The organism is Paenibacillus sp. Z6-24 (assembly GCF_054161335.1).
In genome coordinates this window covers 975,001-991,940 of the sequence record NZ_CP096398.1, presented here as the reverse complement: position 1 = coordinate 991,940, position 16,940 = coordinate 975,001, and the positions used below count along the sequence as shown (strand labels likewise).

Genomic DNA, 16,940 nt, shown 5'->3' with positions numbered 1-16,940 from the left:
GGGATACATTATAACACGAAATGCATGAGGCTGAAATCTTTGCTTTCTTCATTCCCCATGATCGTATACACTGTATGTTGTTGCATAGACAACGAAATGTTTTTTTGGAAAGGACGATTCCTGTATATGAACAAATCTGCTTCACCCAGCCCTCTGACTGCCGCGGGCCTGACCAAATCCCGGCGGCTCTGGATTGCCCTGATTCTGGGCTCCCTATCGGCTTTTGCTCCTTTATCGATTGATATGTATCTGCCTGCGCTGCCTACACTTGCCGAGCATCTGCAGACCAATGCCTCGCTGGCACAGTTGAGCCTGACAGCCTGTCTGCTCGGTCTGGCCTTCGGACAGCTTATTGTAGGTCCGCTCAGCGATGTCAAAGGACGCCGTACACCGCTGATTATTTCATTAGTGCTCTACGCTGTGTCTTCGCTGCTTTGTGCATTGACAGGCAATATATGGATGCTGATCCTGCTCCGCTTTATCCAGGGAGTGACAGGAGCCGCAGGCATCGTCATTTCGCGTGCGGTTGTGCGTGATCTGTACTCCGGTCATGAACTGACCCGTTTCTTTTCGCTGCTGATGCTCATAAATGGAGTCGCACCAATTGCAGCGCCTATTATTGGCGGACTGCTGCTCAAATTTGTACCGTGGCAGGGTGTGTTTATCGTACTTGCTGCGATTGGCGCGATTATGTTCGTTATGGTTCTGTTTGGACTGCCGGAGACGCTCTCTCCAGCGCGTAAAGTCAGCGGCGGATTGGGTAATACACTGCGTACATTCGGTCGGCTGATTCGGGATCGCGCTTTTATCGGCTTTGCCCTCTCGCAGGCTTTTATAACCGCTGCCATGTTTGCCTATATCGCCGGATCGCCTTTTGTTGTGCAGGATATTTTCGGCGTTTCCGCACAGGGATTCAGTCTGTTTTTTGCCATTAATGGGGTGGGTATCGTTATCTTTGCCCAGCTTGCGGGCCGCCTGTCCGGCAAATACGGCGAATACCGGTTGCTGCGGATCAGTCTTGTGATTGCCTTTATCGCTTCGCTGCTGCTGCTTGTTATTGCTTTTGCAGGGGGCGGGTTGATTCCGATTGCTGTGATGCTGTTCCTGGTCGTATCATGTGTAGGTTCGGTAGGGGCCACTTCCACCTCGCTGGCGATGCAGAGCCAGGGCAGTTCGGCAGGCAGTGCATCTGCGCTGCTGGGACTGCTGCCACTGCTGCTCGGCGGCGCGGCTTCACCTCTTGTCGGCCTCGGCAGCGGATTAACCGCGGTACCCATGAGCCTGGTGATCTTTGGCGCGGAAGTGCTGGCTGTACTGAGCTTTGTCGTACTGGTTCGACGTCAACAGCAGTAAGCTGTCTGCTGGCATAAGCAAGCAATCGGCAACGCTGGTACCAGCCGTAAGCACACAGTAGGCAATGCATGCTGATGCAAGCAGTGAATAAAACAGGATAGCACCAGCATGTTGATCCGAATTGAATATAACACTGCTTCCATAGCTGCTGGATGCGGCTGGATATGAATAACGGGTAAATTAAAAACACCGTAGAGACAGAAGAACGCTCCTCTGTTTCTGCGGTGTTTTCTATTTTCAAATATTAGCACAGTGGTTATTCTACAGTCTCCGCTGACGCATCGCCTCAAACAGCAAAATCGTCGAGGCCATCGCCGCGTTCAGTGATTCGGCCTGTCCCTGCATCGGGATCAGGATATGCTCGTCCACCATGGCTGCTGTAGACTCGGAGATCCCTTTCCCTTCATTGCCGATTACAATCCAGGCGCCACTGCCAAAATTATACGTATAGCATGACTTCTCCGCCTGCAGCGACGTGCTTAGCAGCACAGCGCCCTGCTCTTTGGCAGCAGTCAGGATGTCCTGCAGATTGCCTTCCAACACCGGCAGATGGAACAGGGAACCCATCGTGGAACGAATCGTTTTGGGATTGTACAGATCGGCACAGCCTTGTCCAAGTATTACACCAGCCGCTCCCGAAGCATCCGCACTGCGGATAATCGTGCCGACATTACCTGGGTCCTGCACACCATCCAGTACGATTACGATTCCTTTCGGCACTGTCAGAATCGATTGCAGCAGCGCATTACGCTTGTATACAATTGCAAATACCGGCTGCGGTGTCCGGGTATCTGTACATTTGGCCAGCACCGCCTCTGAGACGGCTACATACTGAGCCCCGCCTGAATACGAAGCGATATCCGCCTGCAGTTCTGCCGGTATCCCTTTCTCCGTATCATAGACGATATACTGAATATCCCAGTCGCTGCGCAGTGCTTCGCTGACCAGATGGATGCCTTCGATAATGAACTTTTCCTGCTTGTCCCGGTGCTTTTTCTCCAGCAGTTGGGCCCACTCTTTTACACGTGCATTTTGCGTCGATAGAATTTCCATTAGTTTTCCAGATCCATTTCCATTTTGATCAGATCGTGCTTCTGGCCGACAATGACCAGTATATCCTCGGCTTTGAGCCGCTCTTCCGGCGCCGGCGCGATATTCATATGACTATTACGTTTGATCGCCATTACGTTGCAACTGTAGCGGGCTCGGATGTTCAGCTCGATCAGGTTATGACCAACCATGGAGTCGGTCGCTCTCATTTCGACAATACTGTAATCGTCGGACAACTCAATATAATCCAGCACATTCGGTGAGGTCAGATGATGAGCTACGCGAACCCCCATATCCCGCTCCGGGAAAATGACCTTGTCTGCTCCGATCCGCTGTACCACTTTGCCGTGCAGCTCATTCTGCGCTTTGACCAGAATCATCGGAATCTCCATTTCTTTCAAAATGAGTGTCGTCAGAATGCTCGCCTGAATATCTTCACCAATCGCTACCACAACCACGTCAAAATTACGCAGACCGAGCGCCCGCAGCGCTTCCTCATCCGTCGAATCCGCGACTACCGCCTGTGTTGCAATATGGGACACTTCCTGTACGCGATGTTCATCTGAATCGATCGCCAATACGTCAAATCCCATTTCACTCAGTGTCTTTGCAATACTGGAACCAAAACGGCCGATTCCAATAACCGCATACTGCCTTCTAGCCATAATCTACCTCCAGCACATTCATTAAAATACCAATATCCACTACAGTTATTTACATTCGCTGACTATTATTCGTTTAAATTGTAACAGATGCCATAAACAAATGCAGATTGCTGAATAGGAATATCTTCTGTATTCAACAATCTGCATATTCAACTTATATTAATACATGATTGGCTTCTTATGGAGCGGTCTGCAGGAACTGCGCATCCGGATTTTTCTCTACGGCTGTACGCATGGCATATTCATTTTCGAACAGTACAACATGATTTCCTTTTTTATCCTTAACCAGTGTCGAGTTGATCCGGAACTTGGATGGATCCAGATTGTCGGCGACGATCCAGCGTGCAAACTGGAATGGCATCCGCTGCAGCTGTACATCCACGCCATACTCATTTTTCATCCGGTATTCGAATACCTCAAACTGCAGCTGTCCGACCACGCCCAGAATCGTATCATCAAAGCTGACGGTGTTAAATACCTGGATGGTACCTTCTTCGGTCAGCTGATCGATTCCTTTTTGATACTGCTTATATTTCAGAGCATTCTTGGCAGTCACTTTGGCAAAGATCTCCGGAGAGAAAGTAGGCAGCTCGTCAAAAACAATGCTGCTGCCTTCACTCAGAGAATCCCCGATACGGAAAATACCTGGATCGAACAGACCGACGATATCGCCCGGATAAGCTGTCTGTACGATATCACGGTCCTGTGCGAGGAATTGCTGCGGCTGAGCCAGTTTGATATCTTTGCCGACACGTACATGCTTGACGCTCATGCCGCGTTCAAACTTGCCGGATACGACACGCAGGAATGCAATCCGGTCACGGTGAGCCGGGTTCATATTCGCCTGAATCTTGAATACATAACCGCTGAATTTCTCATTGGTCGGTTCAATCAGCCCTGCTGTACTGCGGCGCGGTTCCGGCTTCGGTGCCAGTTCCAGGAAGTTCTCCAGGAAAGTCTGCAGTCCAAAGTTATTGATCGCACTGCCGAAGAAGATCGGAGTCAGTTCACCCTTGAGTACTTTTTCATAATCAAAAGGATCGCCTGCCACATCGAGAAGTTCGATATCCTGACCCAGCTGATCATACAGGAAATCACCAGCCATCTCCTTGATGATTGGATCACGGTAATCTTCCACCTTTTTCACTTCGATTGTAGAATGGTCATCGCCCTGGAACAGTTCGACCTGATTTTTCATACGGTCATAGACGCCACACAACTCACGTCCCATGCCAATCGGCCAGTTCATCGGTACCGAGCGAATACCCAGTACCTGCTCCAGCTCTTCCATCAGATCGAATGGACTGCGTCCTTCACGGTCGAGTTTATTAATAAATGTGAAAATAGGAATCCCACGCTGTGCACAAACTTGGAACAATTTAATCGTCTGTGCCTCGACCCCTTTGGCTACGTCAATCAGCATGACTGCCGCATCTGCTGCAGTTAATGTACGGTAGGTGTCTTCACTGAAATCCTGGTGACCCGGTGTATCCAGAATGTTGATCCGGTGACCATTATAATCAAATTGCATAACGGAAGAAGTAACCGAGATACCCCGCTGCTTTTCAATTTCCATCCAGTCACTTGTCGCGTGTTTGCTTGCTTTACGCGCTTTGACTGTTCCCGCCAGACGAATGGCGCCACCAAACAGCAGCAGCTTCTCCGTCAAAGTCGTTTTACCCGCATCCGGGTGAGAGATAATCGCAAACGTTCTGCGTTTGTCGACTTCCTGCTGTAGTTCTTTATCTATCATTTTACTCATTATCATTTTCCCTTCATCACTTGAATAGACTGTACTTATTGTAGCATATCCACAGCAAAAACACTCTTATGTCATACCAACATAAGAGTGTTTATTCGATAAAAGACGCTTCTTTTATTGTATTCCATCCAGACTGGAGTGTCTATACGTATCCTGCAATCAGGAAAGGTTTAAAGCAGCCTACTCGATGAATGGATGTAATCTGACTGCTCCATTTCGCTGACCATACAGAACCGTTTCATTCCACTCGCTTGCGTAACTTTAGCGGCTGTTCGCCTGCCAGATTACGTCATCCTCATCCTGTCCATTAACGGGCCACCAGTGAAACCCATCCCGCTGGAGCAGCTGATGTGTCTCTTCCGGTCCCCAGGAACCGGCTGGATAGGTTTTCACATCCGATGGATGCTGCTTCCAGGCCCGATCAATATGATCAATAAAACTCCAGGCTGCTGCCACTTCATCCCAGCGGGTAAAATAGGTGGAATCGCCCTGTGCCGCATCTTCCAGCAGACGCTCGTATGCTTCCGGTGAGTTGATACCGATCATGCAGCTTTGACAAAATTCCATCGCCAGCGGCTGAATTTCCGAATCGGAACCCGGCTTTTTGGCATTAATCTTAATGTAAATGCCTTCCATTGGATTAACCCGGATGACGAGCAGATTGGGTTCGAGGTTATGCCGCTGACCCAGATATACATTGGTTGGCGTACGCTTAAACTCCACGATGATTTCCGTGGTTTTTACCGGCAGGCGCTTACCTGTTCGGATATAGAAAGGCACACCCGCCCAGCGGAAATTATCTACCAATACTTTCGCCGAGAAATACGTTTCTGTATTTGATTCGGGATCTACCTTATCTTCTTCACGGTAGCCCGGCAATTCCTTGCCTTTGGCGGAACCAGCAGTGTACTGGGCACGGACAACATTCTTGTCTACTTCTTCTGCCGTTAGATAAGGTCGCAGCGAGCGCAGTACTTTTACTTTCTCATCATGGATATCTTCCGGCAGCAGACGGCTTGGCGGTTCCATGGCGATCATCGCCAGCATCTGCAGCATATGGTTCTGTCCCATATCCCGCAGCGCTCCGGAATGATCATAATAGCCTCCACGCTCTTCGACACCTACGGTTTCACTGAGCGTAATCTGTACATTCGCAATATGCTGATTATTCCAGAGCGGCTCAAAGAAGGCATTACCAAATCGGATCACTTCAATGTTCTGAACCATTTCCTTGCCCAGGTAATGATCAATCCGGAAAATCTCATCTTCTGCAAATACCTGCGCCAACTCGGTATTGAGCTTGCGCGCCGATTCCAGATCATAGCCAAACGGCTTCTCAATAACCAGACGATTCCAGCCCTGTCCATCCATCATACCGCCTTCACGCAGATTCAGTGATACGCTGCCGAACAGCTCCGGTGCCAACGCCAGGAAGAACAGGCGGTTACCCGGGATGCTAAACTTCTGCTCCAGCACTTCGGTCTGCTCCCGCAGTTCACGGAAACCGGCGACATTATTAATATCCAGGGATTTATATTCAAAATGTTCCGCAAATTTGTTCCAATCCTCACCAGGCTGGACTTTATAGCGGCAGAACTCATCAATCGAATCATGCACATTATTACGGAATTCTTCATTCGTACGCGGGCGGCGAGCTACACCGATAACCGCAAAATCTTCTGCCAGCTTTCCTTCACGATACAAGCTGTAGATGGCAGGAAATAATTTACGACTGGCCAGATCGCCAGTGGCTCCGAAAATAAAAAATACTGCACTCGGTGCCTGTAATGTCTCAACGTCAACAATTGGGTTCTCTGTCATGGCTCCTCCACTTCCTATGTAAATTTTTGTTTTAACGCAAACAGATGCTGGACAAAAATCACTTGTGTAGAATGATGCTCATGATGCTTCATACGCACAGTATACCTGATATTACCGGCAAAGCCCAAAGGACCCTTTTTAACCGGAAAATTACAGATCGACTGTTCTTGCCTGAACCGCTTTATAAAGGAAAAATCTCCCGCACATCTGCACTCAGGCAAACGTATTTTACCATAATTACCCGGATTGGCACTATCTAACCACTCATAAAAAGTACTTATAATCGTTAAAAACAAAACTGATAAACGAGTCTGTTTATAAATTTATCAACATATGAATATAGCAGTTTCACTCAGCCAATCCATTTTTATAAGCATAAATAGCCGCCTGGGTACGATCTTCTACCCCCAGCTTGGCCAGCAGATTGGTTACGTGGAATTTGACCGTTTTAATCCCAATAATCAGCTCATCCGCAATATCCTGATTGGATTTACCCTGAGCGAGCAGACGCAGTACATCCATCTCCCGCTCGGTTAACTGCTCATGAAGCGCACGTTCAACCGGTTCACGGAAACGGCTCATCATTTTGGAAGCTACCTGGGATTCCAGTACGGACTGTCCTCTGGCTGCTGCCCGGATCGCATCGGCAATCTCGCTCGCCCGTGACGTTTTCAGCAAATAGCTAAAAGCCCCCGCTTCAATAACGGGATACATTTTCTCATCATCCAGATAACTGGTCAGTACGATGACTTTGCACTGCGGGTGAATCTCCAGTACCCGACGCGTCGCTTCAATGCCGTCCATTCCGTCCATCACCAGATCCATCAGTACGACATCCGGGTTGTATTCCTGCGCGAGCCGGATACCATCCGCACCGTTACTTGCTTCCCCGACGACTTCAATACCGTCTTCCGTATCCAGTACCGCAGCCAGTCCGATTCGTACCATTTCATGATCGTCCACAAGCAGCACCTTGATCAGTTCACTGTTATCCATCTTATTATGTCCACCTGCTTTCTTCTGTATTCAAAGTCACGATCGGGACGACAATCTCAATTCGTGTTCCTTTGCCAGGAGCGGTAATATACTGAATCGTTCCGCCAATTTCATTAATCCGTTCCCTCATGGTAGACAGTCCATAGGAAGTCTGTTTGGTGTCATCGAGCTCAAAGCCAATGCCATCATCCCGGAGGGTAACCCGTACCGAATCCGTTTTTTGGACAATCCGGATCTCCATCCGGCTGGCTTTGGCATGACGAAGGGTGTTTGATAGTGCTTCCTGGACAATACGGAACAGATGATTCTCGACCCCTTTCAGCAAGCGTACATCCTCATCCATCTCCAAAGCAATTTCCATCGGAATCTTGGCCTGCAGCTCCTGTACGAGTTCCTGTATGCCTTCATATAACCGTTTGCCTTCCAGATAAACCGGACGCAGGTGCAACAGCAGCGCTCTCATTTCCGATTGCGCAACAGAAGACATTTCCTCAATCAATTCCACCTGACGTTTGGCCCGCTGCAGATCTTTGTCAAAAGTACGTCCTACCGCTGTCGCAGTCATGGATATTGCGAAAAGCTGTTGGGATACCGCATCATGCAGTTCACGCGCCAGACGCTGCCTTTCTTCAATAATAGCAGATATTCTGGCCTGTTCCGCCAGCTGTGCATTATTGGTGGATAGACGCTGAAGACTTGAGATCTGATCGCCCCACTTTTTGCCGATCCGGTCCATCTGTTCACCAAGGCGTGCCCATTCGTCACTTCCCCATTCAGGAGCGGATTGTGACCAACTGCCCTTTTCCCACATTAGCAGCGTATCCCGCAGCTTGCCCAGACGCATTTTCAGACGCAGTGCCTGGTATAATCCGTACAGAATCCCCACAGTAAGTACAGGAATCAAAAGTGCTATACCGGTGCGTAAAACAGCTTCCCATGTATAATCGATCATCAGATGCTCCGACGTATAGAGTACATACACGACAACGATTAATAAAAGGACTGCCAGCAGCACTCCCTCACTCATACTGCGGATAATAATATCCGCAGACTTCTTATTTCTCATACGCCGGTCCCCCACTTCGATCATGACCTACACCTACACCTACACCTACACCTACACCTACACCTACACCTACACCTACACCTACACCTACACCTACACCTACTATTTTAAATGGGTTTACGCAGACAAGCGAATATTTAAATCTCCAGCCACATAGAAAATGACCAGCTTCACTCGCTGTGTACTATTCATATAATTGGCCGATTTCCATTGTACACGGTTGAGCACACCCTGACGGCGTTCAATTCCGGCGTGATAATCGGGATTAAAATCAATCTGTCCAAATAACAAATGAGCTTCAATCTCCACACCATACTCCTCTGGAATTGTAAAATCAAGATCACCAATCAGTCCATGAAAATACAGTACGGTATCCGCTTCTTCTGCCAACGCGAGAGACAGGTCACAATCAATATCACCGATCGCATGCCAGGAGCTGGTACTGCGCATCATCCATGGATCACGGTTATGCTGAAGCGTTTTAATAAAATTCTGCTGGGAATGATGCTTTTGTCCCCGATGAGCTTTATTGGCACGTACATAAAAGATACCGAGCGAGATCAGGCCAATGCCAAGCACCAACGCCAGATGATCCAGCAGAAGTAATCCTGCTCCCGTCCCGAGACAAATATAGCCTCTGCGCATATTTCCGTGACGAAGTCCGGTTACGCCAATTAGCAGCAAAAGAAGAGCGACAATCGTAAAAAATCCAATATATGGTCCCAGCAAGACAAGCATTCCGACTCCGATCAGCATCACAGCAAAAGCTTCTCTTTTTCTACTCATGTCGCACCTCCTTTACCGCTAATAGTAGTGGAAAAGCCATACGGCATGCATGAGACACACGCTGTATGGCTTAGCCTTTCCTAGCATATCATATTATTCGCTTGCCGACTAACTGTATCTCTGGGCGTTTAGCAATTAGTGCCGAGATGACTCATCTGCCGGGCTTGCACTGGATTCAATTGTTTTCGGAGCGGAAGAACCGGACAGCTTGTTTTTCAGCAGGTTCAGCTGCTCATCCACTTTCATTTGTTTCTCTGCTTGTTCGGCACTGATATATGGAGTGTTATAGCCGGAGCTGTAAGGTACACGCATAACATCCGCTTCTGCTTCCAACTGCATAATTTTCTCTTCCATACGGCTGAATCCGAGGGATGCGCCGCCTTTATCGATCGAATTTACAGAGCTCATTTGAGACATTTGTTTTTTGGCTTTGGCCATTTGAGCACGGGATACCAGCTCATTGCGCTTGTTGCGCATTTTGTAGAACTCGTCTTTCATTTCATGCAGCTGCTGCATCAGATCGCTCACCTGGGTTTTAGCCTGTGCATGCATATCGCCATATTCGGTATATTTCTGATCGAAGTAAATTTTCTCTTCCAGCAGCTTGCGAGCCACTTCTTCCTGACCGTTTTTCAGAGCTGCGGTAGCCTGGCTTTCACGCTGTACAGCCATACGGCCTGCTTCTTCCACACGCTGCTTCATACGACGCTCGTTAGCCATTTGCTTGGCAACAGTAACCTCTGCCTGATGAATTTCAGCCTCCATATCACGCAGATACTGGTTAAGCATCACAATTGGATCTTCCACCTTGTCCAGTAATTCATTCACCGATGCCTTTGTCATATCTTTCAATCTTTTAAATACTCCCATGTTAACGTTCTCCCTTCTCGATTTGAGCAATTTTTTTACGTAATTCTTCAACTTCTTTACGAAGTGCTTTTTTCTCGATATCTTCCATCATGGAGTCCAGATCAGCCTTCTTACGGCCAACCGGATCCGGCTGTTCATATGGTGGGCGATTTTTGCCAAAGTCACGCGAATTGCTTTTATGTGGAGCATCATACATATTGGGCTCATAGGCATTCTGGGAAGTTCCCCAGTACCCGCCATATGTGTGACGCGGACCATAACGATCTTCAGGCTGCTGATCATAGGGACCATATTCAAATGGGCGATAAGCTGGTGGTTCTTTCGGTACGATGAATATAGCGACCAGATAAATCAGGATCGTAGATCCCCCGGTAAACGGAATGCTGAGAATAAATAATACTCTGAGCAGGGTAGGGTTAATCTGAAAATATTCTGCCAGTCCTCCGGTTAAACCGGTAAGAATCCGGTCATGTGCCGAGCGGTATAACTTTGGGCGCATCGATTATCCCTCCTTCCGTTCATCATCCAGCTTGCGTCTCAGACGTTCCAGCTCTTCATCAAGAGCCGTACTGCTGGTGCCGGATGGATAATGATCCATCTGACGTACATCTCTCATCGCTTTTGCTTCCATCTCCCAATCAGAGATGCGGTCTTCCAAACGTCCAAAGGAAGGTGGATTGTTCTGCATCGTACCACCAAAGCGGCGATTCATCTGCTGCTGAAGACGTAGAGTCTCCATTCGTGCATAATAGTACTCCCGCTTGCTGTAGACTGCCTGATATTCAGACTTAAGCGTATTCAGCTGGTATTCAATCTCGCTCAGCGCTTCTTTGTTTTTCTGCAGCAGATCGTTATATTGGTTTTCCTTTTCTTCGTACATTACTTTTTCCTGCAGAGCCATCCGGGCCAAATCTTCTTCCTCTGCCTTTAGAGCCAGCATAGCCTGCTCTTCACGCTTTTTGCGCATGGAAGATGCTTTCTCCACATGCTGGTGCAGCTGGCGTGTATGCTGCGCTATATTGTTGTACAGTTTCTCTGCCTCGTTGATTTCCTGACGTGTATCCAGCAGAAACTGATCAATTAATCTTACCGGGTCCTGGCTTTGTTCCAGCTTTTCATTCAAAGTGGCTACGGTAATATCCCGTATACGTTTAAACATATTCATGATATTAGTGCTCCCTCCTTTACGTGCTCAATCAAGCGGTACACTGCAGTTGTTGACCAGCTTTAGTTCCAGACTTTCAGTTCCACAACTTTCATCCTCGCCAACATATTCCACTTTGTACTCATAAGATGTCTATCATTATAAGATGAATACAACAGTATATATTTATTTATCGTAAAGTGTTTTAAGCTTTATTAGCAACTTACCCATTCGCTCTAGGTAGGACACGACTAAGCTGCTAATTAAAACGTTTGACGGCGATTTTTTAGAAGAGTAATACCCCAGACCACCAATGCTATTCCAAGGACGGGACCGATAAGAAAGGACAATTTTGAAAAAAGGATACAAGCTCCGATGATGCTCAGTACAATTCCCAATACTTTTCTTCCACTTTGAAGAGCATAGTAACCGAGGATCAGCATTGCTACCGGAATCAGCAGCCCAATCAGTTCCCCCATCAGACTATGTACTACAGGGAAGAACTTGCCGAATACCATCAGAATACCTACTGCGATTAATGCTACCGCTGCGATACTTTTACGATTGATATTCATTCCATTCACCTCCTTCTCTTTGAGTTTGAAAAGCTTGAGTACTTCCGCCAACTACTATTTACTATCATCCATAATTAATTGGGCAGTTCACCAGTTAATTGCTACCGGTTACTGTCAGGCTGACTCGCTTTGCCTTATAGTTACATTCTAATAGAATAAACTGCTGTCTGAAATGGACTGAGGATGGTATTTTATCCTAGACCTAAGGCGGGGCTAACTCTGGACCGACGCCTTATATAGAGCTTTCCGCTTATAATCCACCTATTCTTCCACTTCAAATACTCATGCTTCATAATTCATATCCCACACTCTATACTTTGTACTCTCTACTCTTTACTTCACACTTCACACTTCACACTTCACACTTCACACTTCACACTTCACACTTCACACTTCACACTTCACACTTCACACTTCACAGAATAATTATACGCTACTAGAAAAAGATATAACGAAAAAGCCTGGTATAACTGCTATAATAGCAGTTATACCAGGCTTTTCACTTCCTGATGAAAAACGCGCCCTAAGAGATTCGAACTCCTGACCTTTTGATTCGTAGTCAAACGCTCTATCCAGCTGAGCTAAGGGCGCTCAAAATAAAATACTGGAGGCGCCACCCAGATTCGAACTGGGGATAAAGCTTTTGCAGAGCTGTGCCTTACCACTTGGCTATGGCGCCGTATGAAATTAAAATGGAGCGGACGACGGGAATCGAACCCGCGACCCTCGCCTTGGCAAGGCGATGCTCTACCGCTGAGCCACGTCCGCTCATTTGCAAAAAATGGCTGGGGATATAGGATTCGAACCTATGCGTGACGGAGTCAAAGTCCGTTGCCTTACCGCTTGGCTAATCCCCAATATTGAAAATAAAAAGGGCGATCGACGGGAATTGAACCCGCGAATGTCGGATTCACAGTCCGATGCGTTAACCCCTTCGCCACGACCGCCATGCTATAAAATATATACTAAAATTAAAATAATTGGCAGGGGCAGCAGGAATTGAACCCACACCAACGGTTTTGGAGACCGTTGTTCTACCTTTAAACTATGCCCCTATAACTGGTGGAGGCTGATGGATTCGAACCACCGAACTCAGAGAGAACAGATTTACAGTCTGCTGCGTTTGGCCACTTCGCTAAGCCTCCATAGTGGTGCCGGCGAGAGGATTCGAACCCCCGACCTACTGATTACAAGTCAGTTGCTCTACCAACTGAGCTACACCGGCATAAAACTATTAGTTATTCAATTAATGGTGGCTCGGGACGGAATCGAACCGCCGACACGAGGATTTTCAGTCCTCTGCTCTACCGACTGAGCTACCGAGCCGTAGCTTAATGTATTGCTTCGTGTCGACTCTTCTACTCTAGTTCACTTTACAATTAACAAGTAGTGAGTGGATACTAAAAATGGCGGAACCGACGGGATTTGAACCCGCGATCTCCTGCGTGACAGGCAGGCATGTTAACCCCTACACCACGGTTCCAAAACTATTGCGGGGACAGGATTTGAACCTGTGACCTTCGGGTTATGAGCCCGACGAGCTACCGGACTGCTCCACCCCGCGTCATCATGCAAAAAGTATCTATGGTGGAGACTGAGGGGATCGAACCCCCGACCCTCTGCTTGTAAGGCAGATGCTCTCCCAGCTGAGCTAAGTCTCCATGGGACACAAGAGTGATTGTAACATGCTTATTAAGTTAATGTCAAACACATTCACTTATTATGTACAATTCATCTCTATATGAAGTAAAACAATGACCCGTAGGGGATTCGAACCCCTGTTACCTCCGTGAAAGGGAGGTGTCTTAACCCCTTGACCAACGGGCCTTACTATTTATAGAAGAAATATGGCGGAGAGAGAGGGATTCGAACCCTCGAGACGCTTGTGACGCCTACACGATTTCCAATCGTGCTCCTTCGGCCAACTCGGACACCTCTCCATATGGCTCCCCGAACAGGACTCGAACCTGTGACAACTCGATTAACAGTCGAGTGCTCTACCAACTGAGCTATCAGGGAATAATACCCGCTCTCTTCGAGCGGAAGTCTTGCTTGTTTTCGCTTGGCAACGTCCTACTCTCCCAGGACCCTGCGGTCCAAGTACCATCGGCGCTGGAGGGCTTAACGGTCGTGTTCGGGATGGGTACGTGTGGAACCCCTCCGCCATCATCACCAAACGTCTTGCCTTGCAGGTGTTGATCACCTGAAAACTGAATCCGAAACGAAACCTCGCTGCTTTAGAAGCTTTTTGGATAAGCCCTCGACCGATTAGTATTGGTCAGCTCCATGCATTGCTGCACTTCCACCCCCAACCTATCTACCTCGTCGTCTTCAAGGGGTCTTACTAATTGGGAAATCTCATCTTGAGGGGGGCTTCACGCTTAGATGCTTTCAGCGCTTATCCCTTCCGCACGTAGCTACCCAGCGATGCTCCTGGCGGAACAACTGGTACACCAGCGGTGCGTCCATCCCGGTCCTCTCGTACTAAGGACAGCTCCTCTCAAATTTCCTACGCCCACGACAGATAGGGACCGAACTGTCTCACGACGTTCTGAACCCAGCTCGCGTACCGCTTTAATGGGCGAACAGCCCAACCCTTGGGACCTACTTCAGCCCCAGGATGCGATGAGCCGACATCGAGGTGCCAAACCTCCCCGTCGATGTGGACTCTTGGGGGAGATAAGCCTGTTATCCCCAGGGTAGCTTTTATCCGTTGAGCGATGGCCCTTCCATGCGGTACCACCGGATCACTAAGCCCGACTTTCGTCCCTGCTCGACTTGTAGGTCTCGCAGTCAAGCTCCCTTATGCCTTTACACTCTTCGAATGATTTCCAACCATTCTGAGGGAACCTTAGGGCGCCTCCGTTACATTTTAGGAGGCGACCGCCCCAGTCAAACTGCCCACCTGACACGGTCCCTGTACCGGATTACGGTACCAGGTTAGAACTCAGATGCGATCAGGGTGGTATCCCAACGGCGCCTCCAAGGAAGCTTGCGCTCCCTCTTCGTAGGCTCCCACCTATCCTGTACAAATCGCACCCCAGTTCAATATCAAGCTGCAGTAAAGCTCCATGGGGTCTTTCCGTCTTGTCGCGGGTAACCTGCATCTTCACAGGTATTAAAATTTCACCGGATCTCTCGTTGAGACAGCGCCCAAATCGTTACGCCATTCGTGCGGGTCAGAATTTACCTGACAAGGAATTTCGCTACCTTAGGACCGTTATAGTTACGGCCGCCGTTTACTGGGGCTTCGGTTCATAGCTTCGCTTGCGCTAACCACTCCCCTTAACCTTCCAGCACCGGGCAGGCGTCAGCCCGTATACTTCGCCTTGCGGCTTCGCACAGACCTGTGTTTTTGCTAAACAGTCGCTTGGGCCTTTTCACTGCGGCCCCCTCGTGCTATTCACACTACCGGGGCACCCCTTCTCCCGAAGTTACGGGGTCATTTTGCCGAGTTCCTTAACGAGAGTTCTTCCGCGCGCCTTAGAATTCTCTTCTCGCCCACCTGTGTCGGTTTGCGGTACGGGCACCTGCTTCCTGGCTAGAGGCTTTTCTTGGCAGTGTGAGATCATGACCTTCGCTACTGTAATTTTCGCTCCCCATCACAGCCTGGCCTTAGAGTGTGCGGATTTACCTACACACAAGCCTCACTGCTTGGACGGACATCCATCAGTCCGCGTCACTACCCTCCTGCGTCACCCCATTGCTCATAACGGCTTTCGGTGGTACAGGAATTTCAACCTGTTGTCCGTCGACTACGCCTTTCGGCCTCGCCTTAGGTCCCGACTTACCCTGAGAGGACGAGCCTTCCTCAGGAACCCTTGGGCTTTCGGCGGATCAGATTCTCACTGATCTTTTCGTTACTCATACCGGCATTCTCACTTGAATTCTGTCCAGCGCTCCTTACGGTACACCTTCAACCTAAATTCAACGCTCCCCTACCCCTGATGCATTGCATCAAGCCATAGCTTCGGTGGTGTGTTTAGCCCCGTTACATTTTCGGCGCAGAGTCACTCGACCAGTGAGCTATTACGCACTCTTTCAATGGTGGCTGCTTCTAAGCCAACATCCTGGTTGTCTAAGCAACTCCACATCCTTTCCCACTTAACACACACTTGGGGACCTTAGCTGATGGTCTGGGCTGTTTCCCTTTTGACAATGGACCTTAGCACCCACTGTCTGACTCCCGGAATAAAGTCTGCGGCATTCGGAGTTTGACTGAACTTGGTAACCCTTGCGGGCCCCGCATCCAATCAGTGCTCTACCTCCGCGACTCACCTTCCGAGGCTAGCCCTAAAGCTATTTCGGGGAGAACCAGCTATCTCCGGGTTCGATTGGAATTTCTCCGCTACCCCCACCTCATCCCCGCACTTTTCAACGTGCGTGGGTTCGGACCTCCAGTACGTGTTACCGTACCTTCATCCTGGACAGGGGTAGATCACCCGGTTTCGGGTCTACGTCCACGTACTAAGTCGCCCTATTCAGACTCGCTTTCGCTGCGGCTCCGGCTTTTCACCTTAACCTTGCACGGGAACGTAACTCGCCGGTTCATTCTACAAAAGGCACGCCATCACCCCTATATCGGGCTCTGACTTTTTGTAAGCACACGGTTTCAGGTTCTATTTCACTCCCCTTCCGGGGTCCTTTTCACCTTTCCCTCACGGTACTGCTTCACTATCGGTCGCTAGGGAGTATTTAGCCTTACCAGATGGTCCTGGCAGATTCATACGGGGTTTCACGTGCCCCGCACTACTCGGGATCCGTCTCGGAGAGAACTGACTTTCAGCTACAGGGCTTTCACCTACTATGGCGGGCCTTTCCAGACCTCTTCACTTACCCAATTCCTTTGTAA

Annotated in this window: 12 protein-coding genes, 15 tRNA genes and 2 rRNA genes (1 of these 29 running past the window's edge); 1 reads left to right on the top strand and 28 read right to left on the bottom strand. The window is 48.8% G+C overall.

Annotated features, from left to right (window positions below; all coding sequences use genetic code 11):
• Positions 1-126 precede the first annotated feature (126 nt).
• A complete protein-coding gene (locus M1D61_RS04465) occupies positions 127-1,353 on the top strand; it encodes a multidrug effflux MFS transporter (RefSeq protein ID WP_458121319.1) in 1,227 nt (408 codons plus the stop codon).
• Positions 1,354-1,614: 261 nt separating this feature from the next.
• Here the strand turns inward: M1D61_RS04465 and M1D61_RS04460 are convergent, their stop codons facing one another.
• The 28 genes from M1D61_RS04460 to M1D61_RS04325 all read right to left on the bottom strand — a co-directional run.
• A complete protein-coding gene (locus M1D61_RS04460) occupies positions 1,615-2,406 on the bottom strand; it encodes a TrmH family RNA methyltransferase (protein ID WP_458121318.1) in 792 nt (263 codons plus the stop codon).
• A complete protein-coding gene (locus M1D61_RS04455) occupies positions 2,406-3,068 on the bottom strand; it encodes a potassium channel family protein (RefSeq protein WP_046215871.1) in 663 nt (220 codons plus the stop codon). The genes M1D61_RS04460 and M1D61_RS04455 overlap by 1 nt, the downstream gene beginning before the upstream one ends.
• A gap of 178 nt (positions 3,069-3,246) precedes the next feature.
• Positions 3,247-4,830 (bottom strand): peptide chain release factor 3, encoded by a 1,584-nt coding sequence (locus M1D61_RS04450; protein WP_458121317.1) that lies wholly within the window; start codon positions 4,828-4,830, stop codon positions 3,247-3,249.
• Between the two features lie 261 nt (positions 4,831-5,091).
• On the bottom strand, positions 5,092-6,651 hold the full coding sequence (gene zwf, locus M1D61_RS04445; protein WP_458121316.1) for a glucose-6-phosphate dehydrogenase: 1,560 nt from the start codon (positions 6,649-6,651) through the stop codon (positions 5,092-5,094).
• Positions 6,652-6,999: 348 nt separating this feature from the next.
• Entirely contained in the window at positions 7,000-7,647 is a 648-nt protein-coding gene (locus M1D61_RS04440; RefSeq protein ID WP_046215875.1) for a response regulator, read from the bottom strand.
• 4 nt (positions 7,648-7,651) lie between these two features.
• The gene (locus M1D61_RS04435; RefSeq protein WP_458121315.1) at positions 7,652-8,713 is read right to left on the bottom strand and encodes a sensor histidine kinase; all 1,062 of its coding nucleotides are present in this window, start codon (positions 8,711-8,713) and stop codon (positions 7,652-7,654) included.
• A 117-nt stretch (positions 8,714-8,830) separates the two neighbouring features.
• Positions 8,831-9,499 (bottom strand): cell wall-active antibiotics response protein LiaF, encoded by a 669-nt coding sequence (gene liaF / locus M1D61_RS04430; RefSeq protein WP_458121314.1) that lies wholly within the window; start codon positions 9,497-9,499, stop codon positions 8,831-8,833.
• 135 nt (positions 9,500-9,634) lie between these two features.
• Entirely contained in the window at positions 9,635-10,369 is a 735-nt protein-coding gene (locus tag M1D61_RS04425) for a PspA/IM30 family protein (protein WP_046215877.1), read from the bottom strand.
• Position 10,370: 1 nt separating this feature from the next.
• Positions 10,371-10,868 carry a PspC domain-containing protein gene (locus M1D61_RS04420; RefSeq protein ID WP_458121313.1) on the bottom strand — a complete coding sequence of 166 codons (498 nt, stop codon included), beginning with the start codon at positions 10,866-10,868 and terminating at the stop codon, positions 10,371-10,373.
• A gap of 3 nt (positions 10,869-10,871) precedes the next feature.
• Positions 10,872-11,534: a PspA/IM30 family protein gene (locus M1D61_RS04415; RefSeq protein WP_458121312.1), complete on the bottom strand. Its 663-nt coding sequence runs from the start codon at positions 11,532-11,534 to the stop codon at positions 10,872-10,874.
• Between the two features lie 242 nt (positions 11,535-11,776).
• Positions 11,777-12,088, bottom strand: a complete 312-nt coding sequence (locus M1D61_RS04410) for a hypothetical protein (RefSeq protein WP_458121311.1) — start codon at positions 12,086-12,088, stop codon at positions 11,777-11,779.
• 517 nt (positions 12,089-12,605) lie between these two features.
• Positions 12,606-12,679 (bottom strand) — tRNA-Arg (locus tag M1D61_RS04405).
• A 14-nt stretch (positions 12,680-12,693) separates the two neighbouring features.
• A tRNA-Cys gene (locus M1D61_RS04400) sits at positions 12,694-12,767 on the bottom strand.
• A gap of 14 nt (positions 12,768-12,781) precedes the next feature.
• Positions 12,782-12,856 (bottom strand) — tRNA-Gly (locus M1D61_RS04395).
• 14 nt (positions 12,857-12,870) lie between these two features.
• A tRNA-Gln gene (locus M1D61_RS04390) sits at positions 12,871-12,945 on the bottom strand.
• A 17-nt stretch (positions 12,946-12,962) separates the two neighbouring features.
• A tRNA-His gene (locus M1D61_RS04385) sits at positions 12,963-13,035 on the bottom strand.
• Between the two features lie 34 nt (positions 13,036-13,069).
• Positions 13,070-13,143 (bottom strand) — tRNA-Trp (locus tag M1D61_RS04380).
• A gap of 5 nt (positions 13,144-13,148) precedes the next feature.
• A tRNA-Tyr gene (locus M1D61_RS04375) sits at positions 13,149-13,233 on the bottom strand.
• Between the two features lie 4 nt (positions 13,234-13,237).
• Positions 13,238-13,313, bottom strand: a tRNA-Thr gene (locus tag M1D61_RS04370).
• A gap of 25 nt (positions 13,314-13,338) precedes the next feature.
• Positions 13,339-13,414, bottom strand: a tRNA-Phe gene (locus M1D61_RS04365).
• An 81-nt stretch (positions 13,415-13,495) separates the two neighbouring features.
• A tRNA-Asp gene (locus M1D61_RS04360) sits at positions 13,496-13,571 on the bottom strand.
• A gap of 7 nt (positions 13,572-13,578) precedes the next feature.
• Positions 13,579-13,652 (bottom strand) — tRNA-Met (locus tag M1D61_RS04355).
• A gap of 21 nt (positions 13,653-13,673) precedes the next feature.
• Positions 13,674-13,749 (bottom strand) — tRNA-Val (locus M1D61_RS04350).
• Positions 13,750-13,843: 94 nt separating this feature from the next.
• Positions 13,844-13,915: transfer RNA gene (locus M1D61_RS04345), tRNA-Glu, on the bottom strand.
• Between the two features lie 21 nt (positions 13,916-13,936).
• Positions 13,937-14,028, bottom strand: a tRNA-Ser gene (locus M1D61_RS04340).
• Positions 14,029-14,031: 3 nt separating this feature from the next.
• Positions 14,032-14,107: transfer RNA gene (locus tag M1D61_RS04335), tRNA-Asn, on the bottom strand.
• Between the two features lie 41 nt (positions 14,108-14,148).
• A 5S ribosomal RNA gene (gene rrf, locus M1D61_RS04330) occupies positions 14,149-14,265 on the bottom strand.
• Positions 14,266-14,336: 71 nt separating this feature from the next.
• Positions 14,337-16,940, bottom strand: a 23S ribosomal RNA gene (locus tag M1D61_RS04325) (it continues 319 nt past the right edge of the window).